Source organism: Streptomyces sp. NPDC056169 (assembly GCF_042268445.1).
Lineage (GTDB): Bacteria > Actinomycetota > Actinomycetes > Streptomycetales > Streptomycetaceae > Streptomyces.
This window is the reverse complement of the sequence record NZ_JBHJUO010000023.1, coordinates 1-26336: the sequence shown is the minus strand read 5'-3', so window position 1 is coordinate 26336 and position 26336 is coordinate 1. Positions and strand designations below refer to the sequence as shown.

Genomic DNA, 26336 nt, shown 5'->3' with positions numbered 1-26336 from the left:
GATCGTTCCGGCGCAGGTGACCCTACCTGGCGGCCAGCGCCCGTTCGCCCGCCGCACGCATCGCCGCGAGCGGGGCGGGCGTGCGGCCCGTCATCTGCTCGACCTGGAGGACGGCCTGGTGGACGAGGAGGTCGAGGCCGCCGACGACCTGGCCGCCGCGGTCGGACCAGGCGGCCGCGAGCGCGGTCGGCCAGGGGTCGTACAGGACGTCGAAGAGCGTGCCGACCGCGTCGGGGACCGCGGTGGCGAGGGCGTTCGTGGTGCCGGCCGGGGTGGTCGCGACGACCAGCGGCGCGGCGAAGGCCTCGGCCGCGCGCTCCCAGTCGGCGGTACGGACGTCCACCCCGAGCCGCTCGCCCCAGCCGCGCATCTCCTCCGCGCGCGCCTCGCTGCGGACGTACGCGGTGACGGGGCCCGAGCAGACCCGGGAGAGCGCGGCAAGCGCGGAGGAGGCGGTGGCGCCGGCGCCGAGGATCGCCGCGGACTCCACCTTCTCGACGCCCCGCTCGCGCAGGGCGGCGATCATCCCCGGGATGTCGGTGTTGTCGCCGACGCGTCGCCCGTCCTCGCGGAGGACGACGGTGTTGACGGCCTCCACGGAGGCGGCCGTGTCGCTGATCTCGTCGAGCATTGGGATGATCGCCCGCTTGAGCGGCATGGTGAGCGAGAGGCCCGCCCAGCTGCCGTCCAGCTCGCCGACGAAGCCGGCGAGCCCGGCCTCGTCGACCTCGAAGCGGTCGTACGACCAGTCGTCGAGGCCCAGCTCGGCGTAGGCCGCCCGGTGCAGGACCGGGGAGAGCGAGTGGGCGATCGGCGAACCGAGGACGGCCGCGCGGTGCTGCGTGCTCACTGGCCCTGTTCCCGTTCCTTCTCGTACTCCGCGACGTTCTGGTTGTGCTCCTTGAGCGTCACGGAGAAGACGGTCTTGTTCTCGTTGATCGACACGAAGTAGTACCAGGGGCCGTCGGCCGGGTTCATCGCCGAGTTCAGCGCCTCGATGCCGGGGTTGCTGATGGGACCGGGGATGAGGCCCTTCACGTCGTACGCGTACGTGTTGTACGGGTCCTTGATCTTGCGCATCTCCTCGACCGTGCCGACGTCGAGGGTGCTCGTGCCCCTGAAGTAGTTGACCGTCGAGTCGAACTCCAGGCGGCCCACGGTCTCCACGTTGTTCGGCTTGAGCCGGTTGTAGACGACGCGGGCGACCTTGTCGAAGTCGTGCTTGTACTTGCCCTCGACCTGCACGAGGCTCGCGACCGTCAGGAGCTCCCAGGGACCTTGCAGGCCGTGCTCCTTCGCCTTCGCGTCCAGGTCGAGCTTGGCGTACTCCTGGTTCGCGCGGGACACCATCTTGCGGAGCGCGTCCTCGGGCTTGGCCGTCTTGGAGACCGGATAGCTGGCCGGGAAGAGGAAGCCCTCCAGGGGATCCTTGACGTCCTTGTGGTTCTTGGCCCAGTCGGGCAGGCCGAGGGAGTCCGCCTTCGCCTGGGCGATGTCCTTCGTGGTGCCCGGCTTGAGGTCGAGGCGCTTGTCGAGCTGCTCGTACACCCAGGCGTTCCGCTTGCCCTCGGGGATGACGAAGTTGGCCTGGCTCGCCGGGTTGAGCATGAGCGCGAGCGCGCTCTCGGCCGACATGCCCTTCTTCAGCGTGTAGACGCCGGCCTGGATCGAATTGCCCTTGGGGTTCTTCTGCTGCGCCGAGACGAAGGCGTCGACGCTCTTGACGACGCCGTCCTTCTTCAGGATGCCCCCGATCTCGTTGCCGAAGGCACCCTTGGGGATCTCCACCTGGACCTCGCCGCTGCCGCTGCCCGCGAAGTCCTCGGCCGCGCCGAACTGGCCCTGCCAGAACTTGTAGCCGAAGTAGCCGATGCCTCCGACGCCGCCGACCAGGACGGCCGCCACGACGAGGCAGGCCACGCCGTTCTTGCCCTTGCGTTTCTTCGACTTGCCCCGGCGTTCGCGGTCGCCGCCGCGGGAGCCGCGTCCCGGTGCCGCTTCCTCGTCGTACTCGTCGTCGTCCGCGTCGTCGGCGCCCGTGAAGAAGGGGTGCTTCTCCTCCTCCGGCTCCGGGTGCGCCTCTTCCTCCGGCGCCCAGTCGATCACCGGCTCCGGCGGGTTCTGCCGGTGGCCGGGGGGCTGGGGCGGCGGGTACGCCTCGGGGGTGCCGTACAGGTCGGGGTTCTGGCCGCCGTAGGGATCGGCCGGGGGCGCGCCGTACGCCATCGCCGCCTGGCCCGACTCCCAGCCGCTGTCGTACTGCTGTCCGAGGTCCCCGGGCGTGTCGTAACCGCCCGGGTACCCCGTCCCGTACTGCTGCTGGTGAGGCTGCTGAGGCTGCTGCTGGTACTGAGGCTGCTGGTGCTGCTGAGGCTGCTGCTGCTGGTACTGAGGCTGCTGGTACTGCTGCTGCCCCTGCTGCTGGTACTGCGGATCCACGTAGCCCTGGGGCTGCTGCGGCTCCTGGTACTGCTGCTCCTGGTACTGAGGCTGCTGGTACTGGGGCTGCTGATGCTGCTGGTACGGGTCGCCCTCGTACCCCTGGCCGCCGCCCTGGCCGTACGGGCTCGCCTGCTGCGGCTGCTGGTACTGCTGCTGACCTTCCCACCCCTGGTCCCCGTACAACGGGTCCGTGGGGTGCCACGGTTCGGAGCCGGGGCTCCGGCCATACTCAGTCATCGATCCCCAACCAGCCGCGAGGCTTCCGGACGATCCGCCTCTACGTAGTGCGGCAGTTGTTCGAACACGGCCGCATCGCGCGGAACGTTACCGTATCGCGATCAGATGACCACTTCGACGCCCTCGCCGGGCGGATTACCTGATACCCGTTCGGACTCAAGAGCGGCTTGCAGGATGATCACAGCGGCGGCCTGGTCGATGACGGACCGCCCCTTCTTCGCCTTCACTCCCGAGGCCCGAAGCCCCTGGGTCGCGGTGACCGTCGTCATCCGCTCGTCGACGAGCCGGACCGGCACCGGGGCGATGCCCTTGGCCATCTCCCGGGCGAAGGCACGGACCTTGGTCGCGGCCGGGCCCTCCCGCCCGCTGAGCGAGCGGGGCAGGCCCACGACGACCTCGATGGGCTCGTACTCCTCGACGATCTGGCGGAGCCGCCGGTGGGCGGCCGGGACGTCACGTCCCGGCACGGTCTCCACCGGCGTGGCGAGGACCCCGTCGGGGTCGCACGAGGCGACCCCGATCCGGGCGTCCCCGACGTCGACCGCGATACGGCGGCCGCGACGCATCGTCACGCCGTCTCCGTCACGAGACGCTCGACGGCGGCGATGGCCTCGCCGACGGCCTCCGGGTTCGTACCGCCGCCCTGGGCGACGTCCGGCTTGCCGCCGCCACCGCCACCGAGGGTCTTGGCGGCCGTGCGGACCAGCTCGCCGGCCTTGAGGCCGCGCTCGCGGGCGGCCTCGTTGGTGGCGATGACCGTGAGCGGCTTGCCGTTGGCCGTGGTGAACAGCGCCACGACGGCCGGACGGCCGCCGGAGATGCGCCCACGCACGTCGAGGACCAGCTTGCGCAGGTCGTCGGCGGTGGTGCCGTCCGGGACCTGACCGGTCACGAGGGCGACGCCGCGGACGTCCTTGGCGGAGTCGACGAGACCGGCGGCGGCCTGGAGGACCTTCTCCGCGCGGAACTTCTCGATCTCCTTCTCGGCGTCCTTCAGCTTGCCGAGCATGGCGGAGATCTTCTCCGGCAGCTCCTCGGGGCGGCCCTTGACCAGCTCCTGGAGCTGGGCGACGACCGTGTGCTCCTTGGCGAGGAAGTTGTACGCGTCGACGCCGACGAGGGCCTCGATGCGGCGCACGCCGGAGCCGATGGACGACTCGCCGAGCAGCTTCACGAGACCGAGCTGGGAGGTGTTGCGGACGTGCGTACCGCCGCACAGCTCCTTGGAGAAGTCGCCGATGGTGACGACGCGGACCTGCTCGCCGTACTTCTCGCCGAACTCGGCGATGGCGCCCTGGCGCTTGGCCTCGTCGATCGCCATGACCTCGGCGTGGACCTCCAGCTCGCGCGAGAGGATCTCGTTGATCTTCTGCTCGACGTCGACGAGGACCGTGCCGGGGACGGCGTTCGGCGAACCGAAGTCGAAGCGGAAACGGCCGGGCTGGTTCTCGGAACCGGCCTGGGCGGCCGTCGGACCGAGGGCGTCGCGCAGCGCCTGGTGGGTCAGGTGGGTGGCCGAGTGGGCGCGGGCGATGGCCGTCCGGCGCCGGACGTCGATGGTGGCGTAGGCGGTGGAGCCGACGGTCACCTCGCCGACCTGGACGGAGCCCTTGTGCACGGAGACGCCCGGGACCGGCTGCTGGACGTCACGGATGTCGATGACCGCGCCGCTGTGCAGCTTGATCCGGCCCTGGTCGGCGATCTGGCCGCCGCCCTCGGCGTAGAACGGGGTGCGGTCGAGGACGACCTCGACCTCGTCGCCCTCGGAGGCCGCCGGCGACGGGACGCCGTTGACGAGGAGGCCGACGACCGTGGTCTCGCCCTCGGTGTTGGTGTAGCCGGTGAACTGGGTGGCGCCGTTGCCGTCGGCGATCTCCCGGTAGGCCGTCATGTCGGCGTGACCGGTCTTCTTGGCCTTGGCGTCGGCCTTGGCGCGCTCCCGCTGCTCCTTCATCAGGCGGCGGAAGCCGTCCTCGTCCACGGAGAGGCCCTGCTCGGAGGCCATCTCCAGGGTGAGGTCGATCGGGAAGCCCCAGGTGTCGTGGAGCAGGAACGCCTTGTCGCCGGAGAGGATCGTGCCGCCGGCGGCCTTGGTCTCGGTGACGGCGGTGTCGAGGATGTTGGTGCCGCCCTTGAGGGCCTTCAGGAAGGCGGCCTCTTCGGCGAGGGCGACCGTCTCGATGCGCTTGCGGTCGGTGACCAGCTCCGGGTACTGCTCGCCCATCGTGTTGATCACGGTGTCCACGAGCTCCTGGACGACCAGGCCGGTGGCGCCGAGCAGGCGCATGTTGCGGACGGCGCGGCGCATGATGCGGCGCAGCACGTAGCCGCGGCCCTCGTTGCCGGGGGTGACGCCGTCGCCGATGAGCATGACGGACGTCCGCATGTGGTCGGCGACCACGCGCAGCGAGACGTCGCTGTCGTGGGCCTTGCCGTAGGCGACGCCGGTGAGCTCGGTGGCCTTGTCGATGACGACCTGGAGGGTGTCCGTCTCGTACATGTTCTGGACGCCCTGGAGGATCATCGCCAGGCGCTCCAGGCCGAGGCCCGTGTCGATGTTCTTCGACGGCAGCTCGCCGAGGATCGGGAAGTCGTCCTTGCCGGAGCCCTCACCGCGCTCGTACTGCATGAAGACCAGGTTCCAGATCTCCACGTACCGCTCGTCGTTGACGGCCGGGCCGCCCTCGACGCCGAACTCGGGGCCGCGGTCGTAGTTGATCTCGGAGCACGGGCCGCAGGGTCCGGGGACGCCCATCGACCAGTAGTTGTCCTTCTTGCCGAGGCGCTGGATGCGCTCGGCGGGGACGCCGACGACGTCGCGCCAGATCTGCTCGGCCTCGTCGTCCTCCTGGTAGACGGTGATCCAGAGCTTCTCCGGCTCCAGCCCGTAGCCGCCGTGCTCCACCGAGGAGGTCAGCAGCTCCCAGGCGAGCTTGATGGCGCCTTCCTTGAAGTAGTCGCCGAAGGAGAAGTTGCCGCACATCTGGAAGAACGTGCCGTGGCGGGTGGTCTTGCCGACTTCCTCGATGTCGGGCGTCCGCACGCACTTCTGCACGCTGGAGGCGCGCGAGAAGGGCGGCTTGACCTCACCCAGGAAGTAGGGCTTGAAGGGCACCATGCCGGCGGGGACGAGCAGCAGAGTCGGGTCGTCCGCGATGAGCGACGCCGAAGGGACGACGGTGTGCCCGCGCTCCTCGAAGAAGCTCAGCCAGCGGCGGCGGATTTCAGCCGACTCCATCAGTGGTCCTCATTCCGGTTGTACGAGATCGTGGGGATTGAATACGTCGTGGTCGGGCGCGCGGTGGGATCGAGCGCTGCCCTGCGGCGCGGTGCCGGAAGCTCGCGGTCCCGGTCGTCGTCGACCGGGGCGTCCAGGCCGAGCGCCTCGCCGAGTTCGGCCTCGCGCTGGACCATGCCGGCCCTCACGTCGAGGGCGAAGTCCTTGAGCCGGTGGCCGGTCTCGACGGCCTTGTTCGCCGCCTGGGCGGCGAGGCTCTCGGGGGTCAGCTGCTTGAGCTTCCGGTTGACCTTGGTGGTGGCCCACACGCCGGCGGCTGCGCCGGCCGTGAACCAGAACGTGCGGCGGAACATGGTGGTTCAGCCCTTCTGCTTCCGGCGCCGTGCGGACGGCACCGTACGGCCGACGATCACAGTACGTCGCGCGGTGGCCCGGGGCACGTCCTCGGCGTCCCGGCCGCGGCCGAGCGCCTTGCGCACGCCGTAGCCGAACGCGGCCACCTTGACGAGCGGGCCGCCGAAGGTGGAGGCGACGGTGGAGGAGAGCGCGGACGCGTTGGAGGTGACCTCCTGGACGTCCGAGGCGATGGCGTCGACCCGGTCGAGCTGGGTCTGCGCGGAGCGCACGGTCGCGGAGGCGTCGGCGAGCAGGGGAACGGCCTGTTCGGTCACGTCCGCCACCAGCTTGGTGGTCGCCCTGAGCGTCTGCGCCAGCCTCACCAGCACCACGGCGAGGAAGGAGACCAGGATCGCCCAGAAGACGGCCACCAGGATCCCGGCAACCTCTCCACCGGTCACTCTGCACCGCTCTCTGCTGTCGTTCGCCCTTGGGGCCCTTGCCAAAAGTAGTCACCCGACCCTATCGCGCCCGTGCTGTCCCGCCGTACCGCATTACCGCTCGTGGGAAGGGAGTTACGGAATCCCGATTGTACGGAGCGCGCGCGGGTGAGTACGCTCCGTGTCCCATGCGACGGAGCAATCTCCCGGCGGAGCCGAATCGGTTCGTCGGACGGGCCGCCGAGCAGGCCGAACTGGCGCGACTCCTGGAGGAGTCGCGCCTCGTGACGGTCGTCGGGGTGGGCGGGGTCGGCAAGACGAGGCTCGCGCTGCGGACGGCCGCCGGTGCGCAGAAACGCTACGGCGACGAGGTGCGGCTCGCCGAGCTCGCGCCGCTGCGCGACCCGGATCTGGTGGACCACGCCCTGGTCGAGGCGCTGGGGCTGACCGACCACACGCTCCGGGGCCCGCGCGAGGTGCTGATCGACCATCTCGCGGAGCGGCGCTTCCTGCTGGTGCTGGACGGTTTCGAGCACCTGGTGGAGAGCTGCGCGCCGCTGGTACGGGAGCTGCTCGCGCACGCCCCCGGGCTCACCGTGCTCGCGGTGGGCCGCCGCCCGCTGCGGATCGCGGGCGAGACCGTGTTCCGGCTGGCGCCGATGGGCGAGGCGGACGCGGTGACGCTGCTCGCCGAACGGGCGGCGGAGGCGGGCGCTCCGGTCCTCCGCGCGCAAGGCTCCCCCCTACGCGACTCCTCCGTACGCGACTCCCCCGGACGCGGCTCCTCCGTGCACGACGCCTCCGTGACCGACGCCCCGGCACACGACGTCCCCGTGAACGAATCCGTGGACGAGTCCGTGGACGAGTCCGTGGACGAGTCCGTGCGCGAGCTCTGCCGGCGGCTGGACGGCATCCCGCTCGCCCTCGAACTGGCGGCCGGCCGGCTGCCCCTCCTCTCCGTCGACCAGATGCTGTGCCGTCTCGACGACCGCTTCCGGCTGCTCTCGCTCGGCGAGCGCGGGGCGCTCCCCCGGCATCAGACCCTGCGCACGGCGATCGGCTGGAGCCACGAGCTGTGCACGCCGGAGGAGCGGCTGCTGTGGGCGCGGCTCTCCGTCTTCGCCGGCCCGTTCGACCTGGAGGCGGTGGAGTACGTGTGCGGCGGCCCCGAGCTGCCGCCGGACCGGATCCTGGACCTGCTCGGGGGGCTGCTCGCGCAGTCGCTGGTGGTGCGGGAGGACACACCCGCCGGTCCGGGCTACCGGATCCTGGACACGGTCGCCGCGTACGGGGCGGAGTGGCTGGCCGCGCTCGGCGACGCGGAGCGGCTGCGCCGGAGGCACCGCGACTGGTACATGGGGCTCGCGACCTGGTGCGAGCTGGAGTGGTTCAGCCCGCGTCAGGCGGAGGTCGCGGCCCGGACGGACGCGGCGCTGCCGAACCTCCGGGCGGCTCTCGACCTGTGTCTCGACATCCCGGAGGACGCGCATCTCGCCCAGCACCTGGCGGGCACGCTCTGGTTCGCCTGGGTGGGCTGCGGGCGCCTCTCGGAGGGCCGGCACTGGCTGGAGCGGGCGCTCGCGCTGGAGTCCGGGCACGAGGAGGCCCGGCTGAAGGCGCTGTGGGTGCTCGGCTACGTGACGATCCTCCAGGGGGACGGTACGGCGGCGGTGGCGGCGCTCCACGAGTGCGGGGAGCAGGCCCGGACCTCCCGGAACGCGCTGGCGGAGGCGTACGCGACGCACCGGATGGGCTGTCTGGCGCTGCTCTCGGACGACATCCCGCGGGCGGAGGAGCTGATCGGGCGGGCCCTGGAGTCGTACCGGGAACTCGGCGAGCTGAACAGCAACGTGCTGATGGGGCAGGTCGAGCTGGCGATGGCGCGGGCCTTCGGGGGCGACCTGGAGGGGGCGGTCGCGATCTGCCGCGAGGTGCGGGAGGTCTGCGAGGAGCGCGGGGAGCGCTGGACCCGGGCGTACGCGCTCTACGTGCTGGCGTTCTCGGCGTGGACCCGGGGCGCGTACGAGGAGGCGCGGGAGCTGCTCGCCGAGTGCGTGACGATCAACCACGCCTTCCGCGACCTGGTCGGGCTCGTCCTGGGGATCGAGCTGCTCGCGCTGGTGACGGTGAGCGAGGGCGATCCGGTGGAGGCGGCGGTGCTGCAGGGCGCGACGGTGCCGGTCTGGGACACGGTGGGGATCCGGCTCTTCGGCTCGACCTCGTTCAACGGGCCCCGGACGCTGTGCGAGCAGCAGGCGGGCGCGGCGCTGGGGTCGGAGGCGTACGCCTCGGCCTTCCGTGAGGGGCGGGGCCTCTCCTTGGACGCGGCGGTGGAGCGGGCGCTCGCGAAGCGTCGGGATCCGGCCGTCGGCGGTCCGGTGGGAACGGCCGGGCACGCGGCCCCGCGCCCGTTCCGTACGGCCAGGTCGGCGACGGTCCCGGGGAACGCGAAAGCCCGCCGCCTCCCCCACCGGTAAGGGCGGGGAGGCAGCGGGCTGTACACCGCGGGGGTGGTACTACATCCCCCGACTGTCGCCGGGGGCCCGGATCAGCGGGCGTAGTACTCGACGACCAGCTGCTCGTCGCAGATGACCGGGATTTCCTTGCGGTTCGGGTCGCGGTCGAGGCGGAAGGCCAGGGCCTTCAGGTTGACCTGCAGGTAGCGCGGGGTCTCACCGTCGGCGGCGAAGCCACCCTCACGGGCGACCTCGAACAGCGGCTTGGTGCGGCTGCGCTCGCGGACCATCACGACGTCGTCGGGACGGACGCGGAACGACGGCTTGTCGACCTTGCCACCGTTGACCTGGATGTGGCCGTGGACGACCATCTGGCGGGCCTGGTAGATGGTGCGGGCGATGCCCGAACGCAGGACCAGGGCGTCGAGGCGACGCTCGAGCTCGACGACCAGCGCCTCGCCCGTCTTGCCTTCGGCCTTCTTGGCGCGGTCGTAGGCACGCGCCATCTGGCGCTCGCTGATGTCGTACTGGGCGCGCAGACGCTGCTTCTCGAGCAGACGGACCTTGTAGTCCGAGTTCTGCTTGCGGCCACGGCCGTGCTCGCCCGGCGGGTAGGGGCGGGCCTCGAAGTACTTGACAGCCTTCGGGGTCAGCGCGATACCGAGCGCACGCGACTTCTTGACCTTGGGACGGGACTGGTTCGGCATGAACCAACCTCTCTACTTTGTACGAAACGGCTTCACCAGGGTTAGGGGAGGTCGCATCCGCAGCCGGGAAACCCGCCGGGTCCGTACGGGACGGACCTGTCGGGCAGCCGCTCCCAGGTCTGGGCACATACGTGCAGCACGCGAACGACCCACCGCCGCTCCCGGGAACCGGGTGATGGTGGGTTGCCCGCGACACCTTCGAAGGTGCGCGACGCTCCTGGAAACCCCGCCCGAGGGCAGGGTCTCCGGCTGACTGTCCCGCTCTGGTGGTGCCGACCGGAGCCGGGCACGGGACGCAGCAATCCGGACCAGTGTACCGGGTCCGCGGGGTGCCCTCGCCCGGGGGCCGCCGGACCTCGGCGGCAGGTGTCCAGGAGCTCCCGGACGGCCTTCTTCTCGGGCGGGGACACGGTCAGGCCGTGGTCCGTCAGCCGCCCTCGCCCTTCAGTCGGGCCCGGACCCGCTCCGCCACGTCCGCGTAGCGTGCCTCCGCGCCGTGGCGCGTGGGCTCGTAGTACCGGCGGCCGTGGATCGTGTCCGGCGCGTACTGCTGGGCCGCGATGCCGCCCGGCACGTCGTGCGGGTAGACGTACCCCTGGGCGTGGCCGAGCTTGGCGGCGCCCGTGTAGTGGCCGTCGCGCAGGTGCGGCGGGACGGATCCGGCGAGGCCGTTCCGCACGTCCGCGAGGGCGGCGGAGATCGCCGTCGTCGCCGTGTTCGACTTCGGGGCCAGGGCCAGGGCGATCGTGGCGTGGCTCAGGGTGAGCGCGGCCTCGGGGAAGCCGATCATGGCGACGGCCTGCGCGGCGGCGACGGCGATCGGCAGCGCGTTCGGATCGGCGAGGCCGATGTCCTCGCTCGCCGAGATCATGAGCCTTCGCGCGATGAAGCGCGGGTCCTCCCCCGCCTCGATCATCCGCGCCAGGTAGTGCAGGGCCGCGTCCACGTCCGAGCCGCGGATCGACTTGATGAGCGCGCTGGCCACGTCGTAGTGCTGGTCGCCGTCCTTGTCGTACTTCACGGCCGCGCGGTCGACGGTCTCCTCGACCGTCTGGAGCGTGATCTCCGGCTCCCCCTTGGCGAGGGCGGCGCCGGCGGCCGCCTCCAGGGCGGTCAGGGCGCGCCGGGCGTCGCCGCCGGCGACCCGGAGGAGGTGGGCCTCGGCGTCCTCAGGCAGGGTCACGGCCCCGCCGAGCCCGCGCTCGTCGGTGAGCGCGCGGGCGAGGAGGCCGCGCAGGTCGTCGTCGGTGAGCGGCTCCAGGGTGAGGAGCAGCGAGCGGGAGAGGAGCGGGGAGATCACCGAGAAGTAGGGGTTCTCCGTGGTGGCGGCGATCAGCGTCACCCAGCGGTTCTCCACGGCAGGAAGCAGCGAGTCCTGCTGGGCCTTGGAGAAGCGGTGGATCTCGTCGAGGAAGAGGACGGTCTCCTTGCCGTAGCCGCCGACCGCGCGCCGGGCGCCGTCGATGACGGCCCGGACCTCCTTGACGCCCGCGGTGATCGCGGACAGCTCCACGAACCGCTTGTCGGTCGCCTTCGAGACGACGTACGCGAGGGTGGTCTTGCCGATGCCGGGCGGGCCCCAGAGGATCACCGAGGAGGCGCCGGCGGGGCCGCCGTCGCCGTCCCCGACGAGCCGGCGCAGCGGCGAGCCGGGCTTCAGCAGGTGCTGCTGGCCCACCACCTCGTCGAGGGTGCGGGGGCGCATCCGGACGGCCAGCGGGCTGCTGGACGGGTCCTTCTCCTGGCGGTCTTCGGCGGCTGCGGTAAAGAGGTCGGGCTCCACAGTCATGAAGCCTAGGTCACGCCACCGACAGCGCGGTCGCCGTCAGCCGGTCCAGAAGTCCCACCAGCGGGTCAGGATCAGCATCCCGATGATCCCGATGTGCAGGACGGGGAGGAGCCAGGTGAACTCGTCGAAGAAGGTCTTCAAGCCGTTGGGGGCGGGGATGACGCCGCGCCGGACGTTGTGCGAGGTCACGTACCAGAACATGACGATGGTGGCGACCCAGGCCAGGCAGCACCACAGGCAGAGCGAGTTGATCTCGTACAGCGACTGGTACATGAGCCAGGTGCAGAAGCCGACGCCGAAGAGCGTGCCGGCGTTGAGGCCGAGCCAGTACCAGCGGCGGTAGCGGGCGCCGGCGAGCAGGCCCACGCCGATCGCGATGACCATGGCGTACGTGACGAGGCCGAGCATCGGGTTGGGGAAGCCGAAGACCGCGGCCTGCTCGCTCTTCATGATGTTGCCGCAGGACACGATCGGGTTGAGGCTGCAGCCCGGCGTGAAGTTCGGGTCCTCGAGAAGCTTGATCTTGTCGATCGTGATGATCCAGGAGGCGAGCAGTCCGGCCGCTCCGGTGATCACGAGCAGCCAGGAGAAGGCCCGGCTCGCCCCGATCGTGCCGCCGCCGTCCCGGCCGGACGCGACCTCGTCCACCGCTGCCTTCGCCATGTCACCTGTTCCCTCGCTCGCGGGCCTTGTGGGCAGGGTCATTCTGCCGTACGGGTCCCCGTGTCCACCGTTCGGTGGACATAAGCACGTGGACGCGAGGATCCCGGGGACGCCGGGACGCGGAGGGGCCCGGGCCGCTTCACGCGGTCCGGGCCCCTCCGTCCGTACGGTCCGTCAGGCCAGCTTGGCGCGTACCGCGTCCAGCAGGGCGTCCACGGCGACGGCCTGCTGCTCGCCGGACTCCATGTCCTTGAGCTGGACGACGCCCTCGGCGAGGTCGCGCTCGCCGGCGACGACGGCGAGGCGGGCGCCCGAGCGGTTGGCGTCCTTCATGGCGCCCTTGAGGCCCTTGCCGCCGAAGGAGAAGTCCGCGGCGATGCCCTCCCTGCGCAGCTCGGTGACCTTGCCGAAGAGGACGCGGCGCGCCTCGTCGCCGAGGGCCACCGCGAAGACGCTGGTGGCGCCGGGGATGTCGAGCACGACCCCCTCCGCCTCCAGGGCGAGGACCGTGCGGTCGACGCCGAGCGCCCAGCCCACGGACGGCAGCGCGGGGCCGCCGATCATCTCGGAGAGGCCGTCGTAGCGGCCGCCGCCGCCGACCGCCGACTGCGAGCCGAGACCGTCGTGGACGAACTCGAAGGTGGTACGGGTGTAGTAGTCGAGGCCGCGCACCAGCTTGGCGTCGTCCTCGAAGACCACGCCCGCCGCGGTGATCAGGGCGCGCACCTCCTCGTGGTACGCCTTGCACGCGTCGCACAGGTAGTCGCGCAGGAGCGGCGCGCCGACCAGCTGCTTCTGCACGGACTCGCGCTTGTCGTCGAGGACGCGCAGCGGGTTGATCTCGGCGCGGCGCAGGGTCTCCTCGTCGAGGTCGAGGCCGCGCAGGAAGCTCTGGAGGGCCTCCCGGTAGACGGGACGGCACTCCTTGTCGCCGAGCGAGTTCAGCAGGATGCGGAAGTTCCGCAGGCCGAGCGTGCGGTACGCCTGGTCGGCGAGGATGATCAGCTCGGCGTCGAGCGCCGGGTCCTCGGCGCCGATCGCCTCGGCGCCGACCTGCGAGAAGTGGCGGTAGCGGCCCGCCTGGGCGCGCTCGTAGCGGTAGTACGAGCCGGAGTACCAGAGCTTGACCGGCAGGTTGCCGAGCTTGTGCAGGTTGCCCTGGAGCGCCGCGCGCAGGACGGACGCGGTGCCCTCCGGCCGGAGGGCCAGCTCGTCGCCGCCCTTGGTCGTGAGGGTGTACATCTCCTTGCTCACGATGTCGGTGGACTCGCCGACACCGCGGGAGAACAGCTTCACGTCCTCGAAGCCGGGGGTCTCGACGTAGCCGTAACCGGAGTTCCGCAGCGGGGTGGAGATCGCCTCGCGCACCGCGAGGAACGTCGCGGAGCGGGGCGGCAGCAGGTCGTAGGTGCCCTTGGGGGCCTTGAAGGTGCTCACGTGGATCTTCGTCACATTCCTCGTCGGGGAGCCTTCGTGCTCCCGAGGCCGGAGGCCACGTCCCGCAGATAGGGGTTCGTGGCGCGCTCCTGGCCGATGGTCGTCTGGGGACCGTGTCCCGAAAGCACCACGGTCGAGTTGTCGAGGGGCAGGCACACGCGGGCCAGCGATTCGAGCATCTCGTCCATGTCACCGCCGGGCAGGTCGGTGCGTCCGATGGAGCCGGCGAAGAGCAGATCCCCCGAGAAGAACACGGACGGAACGTCCGCGCTCTGGGGCATCCGGAAGGTCACCGACCCCTTGGTATGACCGGGCGCGTGGGCGACGGAGAAGTCCAGCCCGGCGAGCTTCAGCTCGGCGCCGTCGGTGAGCTCCCGCACGTCGTCGGGCTCCCCCACGGTCAGCTCGCCCATGAGGGGCATCCCGATGGAGCGGCCGAGGGCCTTCTCCGGGTCGCTCATCATGTAGCGGTCGGACGGGTGGATCCACGCGGGGACGTCATGGGCGCCGCACACCGGGACCACGGAGGCGACGTGGTCGATGTGTCCATGCGTGAGGACGACGGCGACGGGCTTGAGCCGATGCTTCTTCAGCGTCTCCTCGACTCCCTGGGCGGCCTGGTGGCCCGGGTCGATGATCACGCACTCCTCGCCTGCGGCGGGGGCGACCAGATAGCAATTGGTCCCCCAGGCCCCGGCGGGGAACCCGGCAATCAGCACGTTCGTCCTTAGATGTCGTCCGGCACAGGGCGCGGAAATCCCGGGAATGACGGGATTCGGCAGATCAGAGCCTACCGGCGCTGCCGGTTCCACAGCCAACCCGTATACGGTACGGGCACATCCGGCCAGGACAGGAACAGACGAGCGACAGGAGCGGACCCGGTGGTCACGAGCGATCAGCGGCGGCGGCAGCTTGCCAGGGAGAAGTACGCGCGGCAGCAGCAGCGGCGGGAGGAGAACCGGCGCAAGGCGAAGCGGCGCAACACCGTCATCGCGGCCGCACTGGCGGTGGTGCTGGCCGCCGGCGGTGCCGTGTACGCCTCCGTGGCGCTGACCGACGACTCGAAGAAGGGCTCGGACGCGGCGGCGGGCGACTCGCCCGCCACGCCGACGCCCTCGCAGAGCGAGTCGGCATCGCCCGAGCCGAAGATGGCCGTGGACGCCAAGGGCACGTACACGATGTCCCTCAAGACCAACGAGGGCGACATCGCGATCGCCATGGACGCGGCGAAGACCCCGCACACGGTGAACTCCTTCCACCACCTCGCGGCGAAGAAGTACTTCGACGGGAGCAAGTGCCACCGCCTCACCACCGGGGGCATCTTCGTGCTCCAGTGCGGCGACCCGACGGGTGAGGGGACCGGCGGCCCGGGCTACAACATTCCGGACGAGAACCTGACCGCCCTCGGCAAGGCCGGCGCGGACGGCAAGGTGACCTACCCGGCCGGCACCGTCGCCATGGCCAACACCGGGCAGCCGGGCACGGGCGGTTCGCAGTTCTTCCTCGTCTACAAGGACAGCAAGCTGCCGCCGCAGTACACCCCGTTCGGGACGATGGACGCGGCCGGTCTCAAGGCGGTCCAGGCCGTGGCCGCGGCCGGTGGCGTCGGCGGTGCCGCGGACGGCGCCCCGAAGAAGCCCGTCACCATCGAGAAGGCCACCGTCACGAAGAAGTGAGCCGGGCGTCCGCACACCTGCGTGACCGTTGAATTTCGGTCGCGCTGAGTGCGGACAGCCGGGCCGCGGTTCGCCTAGATTGGCGTTGTGCAGCGTGGGCCTTCGGCCGCGCGCTGCGGAAGGCGGGCGAGGCCCGCCGGGAAACTGTGGACGATGCCCGGGGGGTACCACCCCACGACGGCATCATGGTGAGGAGGCGCTGTGAGCAGCGACCCGTGGGGCCGCGTCGACGAGACGGGCACCGTGTACGTGCGGACGGCCGAGGGTGAGAAGGTCGTCGGATCGTGGCAGGCCGGCACCCCTGAGGAGGCCCTGGCCTACTTCGAGCGCAAGTACGAGGGCTTGGTGGTCGAGATCGGCCTCCTCGAGAAGCGTGTGAGGACCACCGACCTCTCGGCGAAGGACGCCACCGCCGCGATCGAGCACATCCGCCAGCAGATCGACGAGCACCACGCCGTCGGCGACCTGGCCGCGCTCGGTGCCCGGCTGGACAAGCTCGTCGCGTCGGTCGACTCGCGCCGCGAGGAGCGCAAGGCCCAGAAGGCCAAGCAGACCGACGAGGCGCGCACCGCCAAGGAGACGCTGGTCACCGAGGCCGAGGAGCTGGCCCAGAGCGAGCAGTGGCGCTCCGCGGGTGAGCGGCTCCGGGCGCTGGTGGACACCTGGAAGGGTCTCCCCCGGCTGGACCGCAAGTCCGACGACGAGCTGTGGCACCGCTTCTCACACGCCCGCTCGGCGTTCTCGAAGCGCCGCAAGGCCCACTTCGCCTCGCTGGACGCCCAGCGCGAGGACGCGCGCAAGGCCAAGGAGCGCCTGGTCGCCGAGGCGGAGTCGCTGTCGAGCTCCACCGACTGGGGCAACACGGCGGCCCGCTACCGCGACCTGATGACGGAGTGGAAGGCGGCCGGCCGCGCCCAGCGCGAGCACGAGGACGACCTGTGGAACCGCTTCCGCGGCGCCCAGGACGTCTTCTTCGCGGCGCGCGGCGAGGTCTTCGCCGAGCGGGACGCGGAGCAGACCGAGAACCTCAAGCTGAAGGAGGAGCTCGCGACCGAGGCCGAGAAGCTGCTGCCGGTGACGGATCTGAAGGCGGCGCGTGCGGCCTTCCGCTCCCTCAACGAGCGCTGGGAGGCCATCGGCCACGTGCCGCGTGACGCCCGCCCGAAGGTCGAGGGCCGGATGCACACGGTGGAGCGGGCGCTCCAGGAGTCCGAGGAGGCCGAGTGGCGCCGGACGAACCCGGAGGCGCGCGCGCGTGCCGCGGGTCTGACCGGTCAGCTCCAGGACGCCGTCGAGAAGCTGCGCAAGCAGATCGACGCGGCCCGCGCCGCCGGCAACGACGCCAAGGCCGACAAGCTCGCCCGCGAGCTGGAGGGCCGTCAGGCCCTGCTCGACCAGGCCATGAAGGGCCTGGAGGAGTTCGGCGGCTGACACGGAAGCCGTGACCGTACGAGGAAGGCCCCCCGGCAGCGAGCCGGGGGGCCTTCCTCGTGTCCGTCGTTACGGCCTGCGGGCCGAGGTCACGCGGTAGACGTCGTAGACGCCCTCCACGCCCCGGACGGCCTTCAGGACGTGGCCCAGGTGCTTCGGGTCGCCCATCTCGAAGGTGAAGCGCGAGGTGGCCACCCGGTCACGGGAGGTCTGGACGGCCGCCGAGAGGATGTTGACGTGCTGGTCCGAGAGGACCCGGGTGACGTCCGAGAGGAGCCGGGAGCGGTCCAGGGCCTCGACCTGGATGGCGACGAGGAAGACCGAGGACTGGGTGGGTGCCCACTCCACCTCGAGGATGCGCTCCGGTTCGCGGGAGAGCGACTCGACGTTCACGCAGTCGCTGCGGTGAACCGATACGCCACTTCCGCGGGTGACGAAGCCGATGATCGGGTCGCCGGGGACGGGCGTGCAGCAGCGGGCCAGCTTCACCCAGACGTCCTCGACGCCCTTGACGACGACGCCGGGGTCGGCGCTGGAGCGGCGCTTGGAGCGGCCGCGGGTGGGCATGGTCGCCTCGTCGATGTCCTCGGTGGCCGCCTCCTCGCCGCCGAGCGCCTGGACCAGCTTCTGGACGATGGACTGGGCGGTGACGTGGCCCTCGCCGATCGCCGCGTACAGCGAGGAGATGTCGCTGTAGCGCATCTCGTGGGCGAGGGTGACGAGCGAGTCGCCGGTGAGGATCCGCTGGATCGGCAGGTTCTGCTTGCGCATGGCCCGCGCGATGGCGTCCTTGCCCTGCTCGATGGCCTCGTCGCGGCGCTCCTTGGAGAACCAGGCGCGGATCTTGTTGCGGGCGCGCGGGGACTTGACGAAGCCGAGCCAGTCGCGGGAGGGCCCGGCGCCGGCGGCCTTGGAGGTGAAGACCTCGACCAGGTCGCCGTTGTCGAGGGTCGATTCGAGCGGGACGAGCCGCCCGTTGACCCGTGCTCCTATCGTGCGGTGGCCGACCTCTGTGTGGACCGCGTAGGAGAAGTCGACGGGGGTGGCGCCGGCGGGCAGCGCGATGACGTCGCCCTTGGGCGTGAAGACGAAGACCTCGTTGCGCGAGAGGTCGAAGCGGAGGGACTCCAGGAACTCGCTGGGGTCCTCGGTCTCCTTCTGCCAGTCGAGGAGCTGGCGCAGCCACGCCATGTCGTTGAGGTGGTCGTCCTTGCCGGCCTTCTTCGGCACGTCGGCACGGACCTTGGAGGCGCCCGCGACGGCCTCCTGCTTGTACTTCCAGTGCGCGGCGATGCCGTACTCGGCGCGCCGGTGCATGTCGAAGGTGCGGATCTGGAGCTCGACGGGCTTGCCGTTGGGTCCGATGACCGTCGTGTGCAGCGACTGGTACATGTTGAACTTCGGCATCGCGATGTAGTCCTTGAACCGGCCGGGGACCGGGTTCCATCGCGCGTGGACGGTGCCGAGGGCCGCGTAACAGTCGCGGACGGTGTCCACGAGGACGCGGATGCCGACCAGGTCGTAGATCTCCGCGAAGTCACGGCCGCGGACGATCATCTTCTGGTAGACGCTGTAGTAGTGCTTGGGGCGGCCGGTGACGGTCGCCTTGATGCGGGCGGCGCGCAGGTCGGCCTGGACCTCGTCGGTCACTATGGCGAGGTACTCGTCCCGCTTGGGGGCGCGCTCGGCGACGAGCCGGACGATCTCGTCGTACATCTTGGGGTAGAGGATCGCGAAGGCGAGGTCCTCCAGCTCCCACTTGATGGTGTTCATCCCCAGGCGGTGGGCCAGGGGCGCGTAGATCTCCAGCGTCTCGCGGGCCTTCTTCTCCTGCTTCTCCCGCTTGAGGTAGCGCATGGTGCGCATGTTGTGCAGGCGGTCGGCGAGCTTGATGACCAGGACGCGCGGGTCCTTGGCCATGGCGACGACCATCTTGCGGACCGTCTCGGCCTGTGCGGCCTCGCCGAACCTGACCTTGTCGAGCTTGGTGACGCCGTCGACGAGCAGGGTCACCTGGTCGCCGAAGTCGCGGCGCAGGTCCTCCAGGCCGTACTCGGTGTCCTCGACGGTGTCGTGGAGCAGCCCGGCCATCAGCGTCGCCGGGTCCATGCCGAGCTCGGCGAGGATCGTGGTGACGGCGAGCGGGTGCGTGATGTACGGGTCGCCGCTCTTGCGCTTCTGGCCGCGGTGCCAGCGTTCGGCGACCTGGTAGGCGCGCTCGATCTGGCGGAGGGTCGCGGTCTCGATCTTGGGGTCGTTGGAGCGGACGATCCTCAGCAGCGGTTCCAGGACCGGGTTGTACGGGGAGGAGCGCTGGACGCCGAGGCGGGCGAGGCGCGCGCGGACGCGGTTGGACGAGCCGCCCGAGCGGGCGGGCGCGGCCGGGGCGGGCCGGGCGGTCGAGGCCGGGGTGGGCGCCGGGGCCGGGGCGGGCGCCTCGGGCGCGGGCCCGGTCTCCGCGGGCTTGTTCTGGGGCGTGCCGGTTCCCTGCGCGGCCTTTTCGGCCTTCGGGTCGGGCTGCGCGGCGGAGAGTGACTGGGCCTCGTCTGGCAAGAGCGCTCCTCGTGCGGTTCCGGGTCCCCCGGTCAGGCCCGGAAAGGCCATGGTATCGAGCCACGACCGGCCCTGCTCACGCGCCCGGGGCGCGGGCGGCACGGGCGGTGGGGGAAGCGCGCCCATCGGTCCCCGTACGGGGACATATCGGGAAAACAGCGGGGGCGCTCCGGGGATTCCCCGGAGCGCCCCTGTGGGCCTTGCTGTCGGACCGTGCGGTCAGACAGTGATCAGCGCCGTGAGCGGGGCGCCGTTCAGGACCGGTTCCAGCCGGGCGCGGCCCGGGAGGAAGCCGAGCTCCATGAGGACGGCGACGCCCGCGACCTCGGCGCCGGCGCGGCGGACGAGCTCGATCGAGGCCTCGGCCGTGCCACCGGTGGCGAGGACGTCGTCGATGACCATGACGCGGTCGCCCGCGGCGAGGTCCTCGGCGTGCACCTCGATCTCGGCGGTGCCGTACTCCAGCTCGTAGGCCTGGCTGAGCGTGGCCCCGGGGAGCTTCCCGGCCTTGCGGACCGGGATGAAGCCCAGGCCCGCGCGGATCGCCACGGGGGCGGCCAGGATGAAGCCGCGGGCCTCCAGGCCGACGATCTTCGTCGCGCCGTGCGCGGAGCACAGCGCGGCGAGGGCGTCGGTGAGGGCCGTGAACGCCGCCGGGTCCGCGAGCAGCGGCGTGATGTCCTTGAACAGCACGCCCGGCTTCGGGTAGTCGGGGACGTCGCGGATGCGGCTGAGCAGCAGCTCGGTGACGTCCTGTGTTCCGGCGGTCATCCGCGGTGCTCCTGGGCTCCGTGCCGGCTGACGCGCGGGCCGACGACGGCGGCCTCGGACAGCTCGTCCGCGGCGTCCGGCGACTCGCCCTTGGCGGCGGCGGAGGCCCGCTTGGCCTGGATGCGCTTCTTGAGCGCCCTGATCGCCGGCTCGCGCTCCTTGAGGTCGGCGACGAGCGGGGTGGCGATGAAGATCGACGAGTACGCACCGGCGGCGAGACCCACGAACAGCGACAGCGAGATGTCGTTCAGCATGCCGGCGCCGAGGACGCCGCCACCGATGAAGAGCAGGCCGGCGACCGGCAGCAGCGCGACGACGGTGGTGTTGATCGAACGGACCAGGGTGCCGTTGATCGAGCGGTTGGCCAGCTCGCTGTAGGTGAAGCGGGTCTGCTTCGTGATGTCCTTCGTCTGTTCCTTGAGGGAGTCGAAGACGACGACCGTGTCGTACAGCGAGTAGCCGAGGATCGTCAGCAGACCGATGACCGTACCGACCGTGACCTCGAAGCCGACCAGTGAGTAGATGCCCACCGTGATCGTGAGGTCGTGGATGAGGGCGATCAGTGCCGCGACCGCCATTCTCCACTCGAAGGCGATGGCCAGATAGATCACCACGAGGATCATGAAGACCGCCAGGCCCGTCCAGGCCTTGGTGGCGATCTGTTCACCCCAGCTGGGGCCGACGATCTCCGCCGCGATCTTGTCCTCGGGGACGTTCAGGTCCTTGGCGAGCTCCGCGCGGACCTTGTCGGACTGCGCGGTGTCGAGGCCGCCGACCTGGATGCGGAGGGAGCCGTTGCCGAGCTGCTGGACGATCGCGTCGTGGCCGGAGGCCTCTTCCGCGTACTCCTGGGCCTGGCTGACGGAGACTTCCGACTTCGGGGTGGTGAAGACCGCGCCGCCCTGGAACTCGATGCCCATGTTGAGGCCGCGGACGGCCAGGGCGACGATGGCGGTGATGGTGATCAGGATGGACAGGCCATACCAGATCTTGCGGTTGCCGATGAAGTCGTAGCCGACCTCACCGCGGTGGAGCCGGGCGCCGAGATCTCCGAGCTTCGACATCTCACGCCTCCTTCGGGTCGGCGGCGGCGGGGGCAGTGGCACGGCGGGAGCGGCGCAGCGGCGGCTTGGCGCCGAGACGCTTCGGGTCGAGACCCGACCACGGGTGACCGTTGCCGAAGAACTTGGTCCTGGCGAGCAGCGTCATGACCGGCTTGGTGAAGAGGAAGACGACCACGATGTCGAGCAGGGTGGTCAGGCCGAGCGTGAACGCGAAGCCCTTGACCTTGCCGACGGTGACGATGAACAGCACGGCCGCGGCCAGGAACGACACGAAGTCGGAGACCAGGATGGTGCGGCGGGCGCGCGGCCAGGCGCGCTCGACGGCCGGGCGGAGCGTGCGGCCCTCGCGGAGCTCGTCGCGGATGCGCTCGAAGTAGACGATGAACGAGTCCGCGGTGATACCGATGGCGACGATGGCGCCGCAGACGGCCGGCAGGTTCAGCGCGAAGCCGATGGCCGGGCCGAGCAGGGCCATGAGCACGTAGGTGAGGAGCGCGGAGACGCCGAGGCTGAGGATGGCGATCATCGACAGGCCGCGGTAGTAGGCGACCAGGTAGATGACGACCAGCGCGAGACCGATGGCGCCGGCGATCAGGCCGGCCTCCAGCTGGTCGCTGCCGAGCGCGGCGGTGACGGTGTCGACGCTCTGGGTCTCGAAGGAGAGCGGCAGGGCGCCGTAGGACAGGATGTTGCCGAGGTCCTGGGCGGACTGCTGGGTGAAGTTGCCGGAGATCTGCGCGTTGGCGCTCAGCGTCGTACGGACCGACGGGGCCGACACGACCTCGCCGTCGAGGACGATCGCGAAGCGGTTCTGCGGGTCGGCCTGCTGCGACAGCTTGCCGGTGATCGACTGGAACTTCTTGGAGCCCTCGTCGGTGAACGCCATGTCGACGATCCACTGGCCGCTCTGCTGGTCGATGCCGGCGCTGGCGTCGTCGACGTCACGGCCCTCGACCTCGGCCGGGCCGAGGAGGTACTTCGCCCACACGCCCGGGTTGTCCTCGCCACAGGCGACGGTCGGCTGTTCGGGCTTGACGCCCTCGCCGGCGGCGGCGCGCTGCTTGGGGTCGAGGCAGTTCAGGGTCGCGAACTTCTGCTGGAGAGCCGCGGTGGCGGCGTCCGGCGTCGGGGTCGCCTGCGGGGTCCCGGTGGCCTTCGGCTTCGCGGAGGACGAGGAGCTCGCCGTGGGCGTCGGGCTCGGGGCCTTGAGGGCCTCGCTGACCGCGCGGCCCTGCGTGGTGGCGGTGGCCGTCGGGGTGGCCGACTTCTCACCGACGCTCGCGCCGGTGGAGGACGGCTTGGCCGAGGGAGTTCCCGAGGGGGAGCCCGAGGGGGTGGCGCTGGGCGCCGCCGGGGGTCCGCCGTCGGCGACGGTGAGAACGGGCCGGAAGTAGAGCTGGGCGGTGGTGCCGACCTGCTCGCGGGCCTGCTTCTCGTTCGTTCCCCGGGGGATGTTGACGATGATGTTCTCGCGGCCCTGGGTCTGGACCTCGGCTTCGGAGACACCCAGACCGTTGACACGGCGCTCGATGATGCCGACCGCCGTGTTCATGTTGGTCTCGTTGACCGCCGACTCCTGGCCGGGTTCGGCCTTCGCCTTGAGCGTGATCGACGTTCCGCCGGCGAGGTCGATGCCGAGGCGCGGGGTGGTGTGCCCCGACCAGAACATGCCGCCGGTGAGCGCGACCATGGCAATCAGGATGAATGCCAGGGCGCGGCCCGGACGGCTCTGTCCCCCCGCCGGCCTTCGGCCCTTCTTCGGTGCTGCCACCTGTCGTATCTCCCTGTCCAACCGTCTCGCGCCGGGTATGCGTGAGACGGCCACGAAGTGTGTGTGGGGACCTGCCCCCGCAGACGTGCAACCGTTCCGGAGACCGCGCCCGCCGGTGGGCGTACGCGGGGTCCCCGGCCGCGACTACTTCGCGTCGGTCTCGCCGTCGGCCTTGCCGTCCTTCTGCCCCTCGGTGCCGGCCTCGGCCGCGTCCGCCTTCTTCGTCAGGTCGGCCTTCGGCGCCGCGTCCTCGGACTCGACGGCCTCCGTGTCCTTCTCCGCGTCCTTGTCCGAGGCCTCGGCGGTCTCGGTGAGCGAGGAGGCGTCGTCCGGGACGACGGCGTCGGTGTCCGACTCCGGGTCGTCGCCGTGGACGATGCGGTTGTACTCGGAGTCCTCGAGGACCGCGCCGATCGAGTTCTTGGCGTAGACGGCGTGGACGCCGGGCGCGACCTCGAGGAGGACGGTCTCGTCGCCGATCTCCTTGACGGTGGCGTACATGCCCCCGATGGTCCGTACGCCGGTGCCGGGCTGCATCTCGTTGCGCATCTGCGCCGCCGCCTGCTGCTTCTTCTTGGCAGAGCGGGTCATCAGGAACATGGCCCCGATGAGGACGATGAAGGGGAGGAGGGTCACGATGCTCACGGGACGGGTTTCCTTCGCACGGTCGCGGAGAACCCGCGGCCTGATCTTCGGGGGTGGGCGCGCCGACCAGAAAGGGCGGCATCGGCGGAGTCTAGGCGAGTCCGCATCGATGGAACAACGTCCAGCATCGCACCCCGGTTCCGGTCCGGGCGAGTGTCACCACCGTCACGCCCCGAAGAGCCCCTGTTGTCCGCTTCCGGACGTCCCGGGGCCCGCTGCCTGCGGCGGAACCAGTCCGAGGTGGGTCCATGCCGCGGGAGTGGCGACCCGGCCACGGGGCGTACGGGCCAGCAGACCTTCGCGAACGAGGAAGGGTTCGGCGACCTCCTCGACGGTCTCGCGCTCCTCCCCCACGGCGACGGCGAGGGTGGACAGACCGACGGGGCCGCCGCCGAAGAGCTTGAGGAGGGCCTCCAGGACGGCGCGGTCGAGCCGGTCGAGGCCGCGGCTGTCCACCTCGTACACCCGGAGGGCGGCCTCGGCGATCTCCCGGTTGATCACTCCGTCGGCCTTGACCTGCGCGTAGTCGCGGACCCGGCGCAGCAGGCGGTTGGCGATGCGGGGGGTGCCGCGGGAGCGGCCGGCGATCTCGGCGGCGCCGGCGGGGTCGATCTCGACGTCGAGGAGTCCGGCGGAGCGGTGGATCACGCGCTGGAGCTCGCCCGGGTCGTAGAACTCCATGTGGGCGGTGAAGCCGAAGCGGTCGCGCAGCGGCGGCGGCAGGAGTCCGGCCCGGGTGGTGGCGCCGACCAGGGTGAAGGGCGGGAGTTCCAGGGGGATGGCGGTGGCGCCGGGGCCCTTGCCGACGATGACGTCGACGCGGAAGTCCTCCATCGCCATGTAGAGCATCTCCTCGGCCGGCCGGGACATCCGGTGGATCTCGTCGAGGAAGAGGATCTCGCCCTCCTGGAGGGAGGAGAGGATCGCTGCGAGGTCGCCGGCGTGCTGGATGGCGGGGCCGGAGGTGATGCGGATCGGTGCGTTCATCTCGGCCGCGATGATCATCGAGAGGGTGGTCTTGCCGAGGCCGGGGGCGCCGGAGAGCAGCACGTGGTCGGCGGTGGCGCCGCGCTGGCGGGCGGCCTTGAGGACGAGGTCGAGCTGCTGGCGGACCTTCTCCTGACCGACGAACTCGCTGAGGTCCTTGGGGCGCAGGGCGGCCTCGACGGCCTGGTCGTCCCCCTCGGCCGCGGCGTCGACGATCCGCGCCTCGGCCTCGGCTGCCTCGGCGGTGATGTCGTCGTCCCAGTTCACGGTGGATGCCTTCTCGTTCGTACGGTCGGAGGGGGAGCGACCGGCCCGCCGGGGGCCGGGGCGTGGTCAGCGGGTGCGGTTGAGGGTCTGCAGGGCGGCGCGGAGCAGCTGAGGTACGGGCGCGGTGCCGGTCTCGGCGAGGGCGGCCTCGGCCTGCGGGGTGACGGCGCTGACGGCCTCCTCGGCCTCGCGGCTCGCGTAGCCGAGCCCGATCAGCGCGGCGGACAGCTGCTCGGTCCAGGGCGCGGGCCCGGAGGCCGCGGCGCGCTGCGCGCCGACCATGCCGCTGCTGCCGAGGGGGGCGCCGAGCTTGTCCTTCAGTTCGAGGAGGAGCTTCTGCGCGCCCTTCTTGCCGATGCCGGGGACGGCGGTGAGGGCCTTCTCGTCGCCGGTGGAGACGGCGATGCGCAGCGCGTCGGGGCTGTGCACGCCGAGCATCGCCTGCGCGAGGCGGGGGCCGACGCCGCTGGCGGTCTGGAGGAGTTCGAAGACCTGCCGCTCGTCGTCGTCGGCGAAGCCGTACAGGGTGAGCGAGTCCTCGCGCACCACCAGGGAGGTGGCGAGCCGGGCCTCCTGGCCGATCCTCAGGGCGGAGAGGGTGTTCGGCGTGCACTGGACGGCCATGCCCACGCCGCCGACCTCGATCACGGCGGTGGTGGGGGCGAGCGCGGCGACCGGGCCGCTGACGAAGGCGATCATCGGGTTCGGCCTTTCACTGCGGACGCCTGCTGGGCGACCGCCTGCTGGAGACGGTTCTGGGCGACGGCCTGCTGGAGGCGGTTCTGCGCGGGGGCCCGCCAGATGTGGCAGATGGCGAGCGCGAGGGCGTCGGCGGCGTCGGCCGGCTTGGGCGGCGCGGAGAGCCGCAGGAGCCGGGTCACCATGGCCCCGACCTGGGCCTTGTCGGCCCGCCCGCTGCCGGTGACGGCGGCCTTGACCTCGCTGGGGGTGTGCAGGGCGACGGGGATGCCGCGGCGCGAGGCGCACAGCATGGCGACCGCGCTCGCCTGGGCGGTGCCCATCACCGTACGCACGTTGTGCTGGGCGAACACCCGCTCCACGGCGACCAGTTCGGGCGAGAAGCGGTCGAGCCACTCCTCGATGCCCCGCTCGATGCCGACCAGGCGCACGCCGATGTCGTCGTCGGCCGCCGTCCGGACCACGCCGACCCCGAGCATGGTCAGCGGCCGGCCGGCGACGCCCTCGACGACGCCGATGCCGCACCGGGTCAGCCCGGGGTCCACCCCGAGAACGCGCACTGTGCCCCTCCCTGGACCGCTGTCGCTCAACTGTTTGTGCAGGCTATCGGCTGCCACTGACAACGCAGCGGGGGGGCGGGGGGGGGGGGCCCGGGGGCCCCCGGCGGTGGGCCCGGGGGGGCCACCAGCACGCCGGGGGACGGGGGGGGGGGCGGAGAAACGGAGGC

Annotated in this window: 22 protein-coding genes; 3 read left to right on the top strand and 19 right to left on the bottom strand. The window is 71.2% G+C overall.

The genetic code is table 11. From position 1 onward, the window contains the following. Positions 1-22: 22 nt before the first annotated feature. The 6 genes from ACFC0G_RS32470 to ACFC0G_RS32445 form a co-directional block, all read right to left on the bottom strand. Positions 23-850: a shikimate dehydrogenase gene (locus ACFC0G_RS32470; RefSeq protein ID WP_376410281.1), complete on the bottom strand. Its 828-nt coding sequence runs from the start codon at positions 848-850 to the stop codon at positions 23-25. Further along, positions 847-2679 carry an endolytic transglycosylase MltG gene (gene mltG, locus ACFC0G_RS32465; protein WP_376410278.1) on the bottom strand — a complete coding sequence of 611 codons (1833 nt, stop codon included), beginning with the start codon at positions 2677-2679 and terminating at the stop codon, positions 847-849. The genes ACFC0G_RS32470 and mltG overlap by 4 nt, the downstream gene beginning before the upstream one ends. 101 nt (positions 2680-2780) lie before the next feature. Beyond that, the gene (gene ruvX, locus ACFC0G_RS32460) at positions 2781-3245 is read right to left on the bottom strand and encodes a Holliday junction resolvase RuvX (RefSeq protein ID WP_099054263.1); all 465 of its coding nucleotides are present in this window, start codon (positions 3243-3245) and stop codon (positions 2781-2783) included. A 2-nt stretch (positions 3246-3247) separates the two neighbouring features. Next, the gene (gene alaS, locus ACFC0G_RS32455; protein WP_376410275.1) at positions 3248-5917 is read right to left on the bottom strand and encodes an alanine--tRNA ligase; all 2670 of its coding nucleotides are present in this window, start codon (positions 5915-5917) and stop codon (positions 3248-3250) included. Then, positions 5917-6270 carry a DUF6167 family protein gene (locus ACFC0G_RS32450; protein WP_024758276.1) on the bottom strand — a complete coding sequence of 118 codons (354 nt, stop codon included), beginning with the start codon at positions 6268-6270 and terminating at the stop codon, positions 5917-5919. Before ACFC0G_RS32450 ends, alaS begins: the two co-directional genes overlap by 1 nt. A gap of 6 nt (positions 6271-6276) precedes the next feature. Beyond that, positions 6277-6714 carry a DUF948 domain-containing protein gene (locus ACFC0G_RS32445; protein WP_376410272.1) on the bottom strand — a complete coding sequence of 146 codons (438 nt, stop codon included), beginning with the start codon at positions 6712-6714 and terminating at the stop codon, positions 6277-6279. 167 nt (positions 6715-6881) lie between these two features. Here ACFC0G_RS32445 and ACFC0G_RS32440 point away from each other — a divergent pair, with 167 nt between their 5' ends. Then, the gene (locus ACFC0G_RS32440; protein WP_376410269.1) at positions 6882-9170 is read left to right on the top strand and encodes an AAA family ATPase; all 2289 of its coding nucleotides are present in this window, start codon (positions 6882-6884) and stop codon (positions 9168-9170) included. Positions 9171-9241: 71 nt separating this feature from the next. On the opposite strand, the gene rpsD is transcribed toward ACFC0G_RS32440, so the two are convergent. The 5 genes from rpsD to ACFC0G_RS32415 all read right to left on the bottom strand — a co-directional run bounded on the left by rpsD (position 9242) and on the right by ACFC0G_RS32415 (position 14464). Further along, a complete protein-coding gene (gene rpsD, locus ACFC0G_RS32435; RefSeq protein ID WP_024758279.1) occupies positions 9242-9856 on the bottom strand; it encodes a 30S ribosomal protein S4 in 615 nt (204 codons plus the stop codon). Positions 9857-10283: 427 nt separating this feature from the next. Beyond that, complete coding sequence (locus ACFC0G_RS32430; protein ID WP_376410558.1) at positions 10284-11639, bottom strand: replication-associated recombination protein A; 1356 nt, start codon at positions 11637-11639, stop codon at positions 10284-10286. A gap of 42 nt (positions 11640-11681) precedes the next feature. Then, positions 11682-12308, bottom strand: a complete 627-nt coding sequence (locus ACFC0G_RS32425; protein WP_376410266.1) for a vitamin K epoxide reductase family protein — start codon at positions 12306-12308, stop codon at positions 11682-11684. Between the two features lie 174 nt (positions 12309-12482). Further along, positions 12483-13745, bottom strand: coding sequence for a histidine--tRNA ligase (gene hisS / locus ACFC0G_RS32420; protein ID WP_376410263.1), 1263 nt, complete (start codon positions 13743-13745; stop codon positions 12483-12485). Between the two features lie 11 nt (positions 13746-13756). Next, positions 13757-14464: an MBL fold metallo-hydrolase gene (locus ACFC0G_RS32415; RefSeq protein ID WP_356677684.1), complete on the bottom strand. Its 708-nt coding sequence runs from the start codon at positions 14462-14464 to the stop codon at positions 13757-13759. 162 nt (positions 14465-14626) lie between these two features. Between ACFC0G_RS32415 and ACFC0G_RS32410 the strand changes: the two genes are divergently transcribed. Continuing rightward, positions 14627-15421, top strand: coding sequence for a peptidylprolyl isomerase (locus ACFC0G_RS32410; RefSeq protein ID WP_376410259.1), 795 nt, complete (start codon positions 14627-14629; stop codon positions 15419-15421). 201 nt (positions 15422-15622) lie between these two features. Then, positions 15623-16852, top strand: a complete 1230-nt coding sequence (locus ACFC0G_RS32405; RefSeq protein WP_376410256.1) for a DUF349 domain-containing protein — start codon at positions 15623-15625, stop codon at positions 16850-16852. Between the two features lie 69 nt (positions 16853-16921). Here the strand turns inward: ACFC0G_RS32405 and ACFC0G_RS32400 are convergent, their stop codons facing one another. The 8 genes from ACFC0G_RS32400 to ruvC form a co-directional block, all read right to left on the bottom strand. Further along, complete coding sequence (locus ACFC0G_RS32400; protein ID WP_376410253.1) at positions 16922-19405, bottom strand: RelA/SpoT family protein; 2484 nt, start codon at positions 19403-19405, stop codon at positions 16922-16924. A gap of 219 nt (positions 19406-19624) precedes the next feature. After that, positions 19625-20176: an adenine phosphoribosyltransferase gene (locus ACFC0G_RS32395; RefSeq protein ID WP_376410250.1), complete on the bottom strand. Its 552-nt coding sequence runs from the start codon at positions 20174-20176 to the stop codon at positions 19625-19627. Continuing rightward, a complete protein-coding gene (secF, locus tag ACFC0G_RS32390; protein ID WP_376410247.1) occupies positions 20173-21240 on the bottom strand; it encodes a protein translocase subunit SecF in 1068 nt (355 codons plus the stop codon). Before secF ends, ACFC0G_RS32395 begins: the two co-directional genes overlap by 4 nt. 1 nt (position 21241) lies before the next feature. Then, entirely contained in the window at positions 21242-23011 is a 1770-nt protein-coding gene (secD, locus tag ACFC0G_RS32385) for a protein translocase subunit SecD (RefSeq protein ID WP_376410244.1), read from the bottom strand. A 144-nt stretch (positions 23012-23155) separates the two neighbouring features. Beyond that, a complete protein-coding gene (yajC, locus tag ACFC0G_RS32380; protein ID WP_376410241.1) occupies positions 23156-23656 on the bottom strand; it encodes a preprotein translocase subunit YajC in 501 nt (166 codons plus the stop codon). A gap of 165 nt (positions 23657-23821) precedes the next feature. Further along, the gene (gene ruvB, locus ACFC0G_RS32375; RefSeq protein WP_376410238.1) at positions 23822-24910 is read right to left on the bottom strand and encodes a Holliday junction branch migration DNA helicase RuvB; all 1089 of its coding nucleotides are present in this window, start codon (positions 24908-24910) and stop codon (positions 23822-23824) included. A gap of 66 nt (positions 24911-24976) precedes the next feature. Further along, positions 24977-25609 carry a Holliday junction branch migration protein RuvA gene (gene ruvA / locus ACFC0G_RS32370; RefSeq protein WP_376410235.1) on the bottom strand — a complete coding sequence of 211 codons (633 nt, stop codon included), beginning with the start codon at positions 25607-25609 and terminating at the stop codon, positions 24977-24979. Beyond that, positions 25606-26169, bottom strand: coding sequence for a crossover junction endodeoxyribonuclease RuvC (ruvC, locus tag ACFC0G_RS32365; protein ID WP_376410232.1), 564 nt, complete (start codon positions 26167-26169; stop codon positions 25606-25608). Before ruvC ends, ruvA begins: the two co-directional genes overlap by 4 nt. Positions 26170-26336 lie beyond the last annotated feature (167 nt).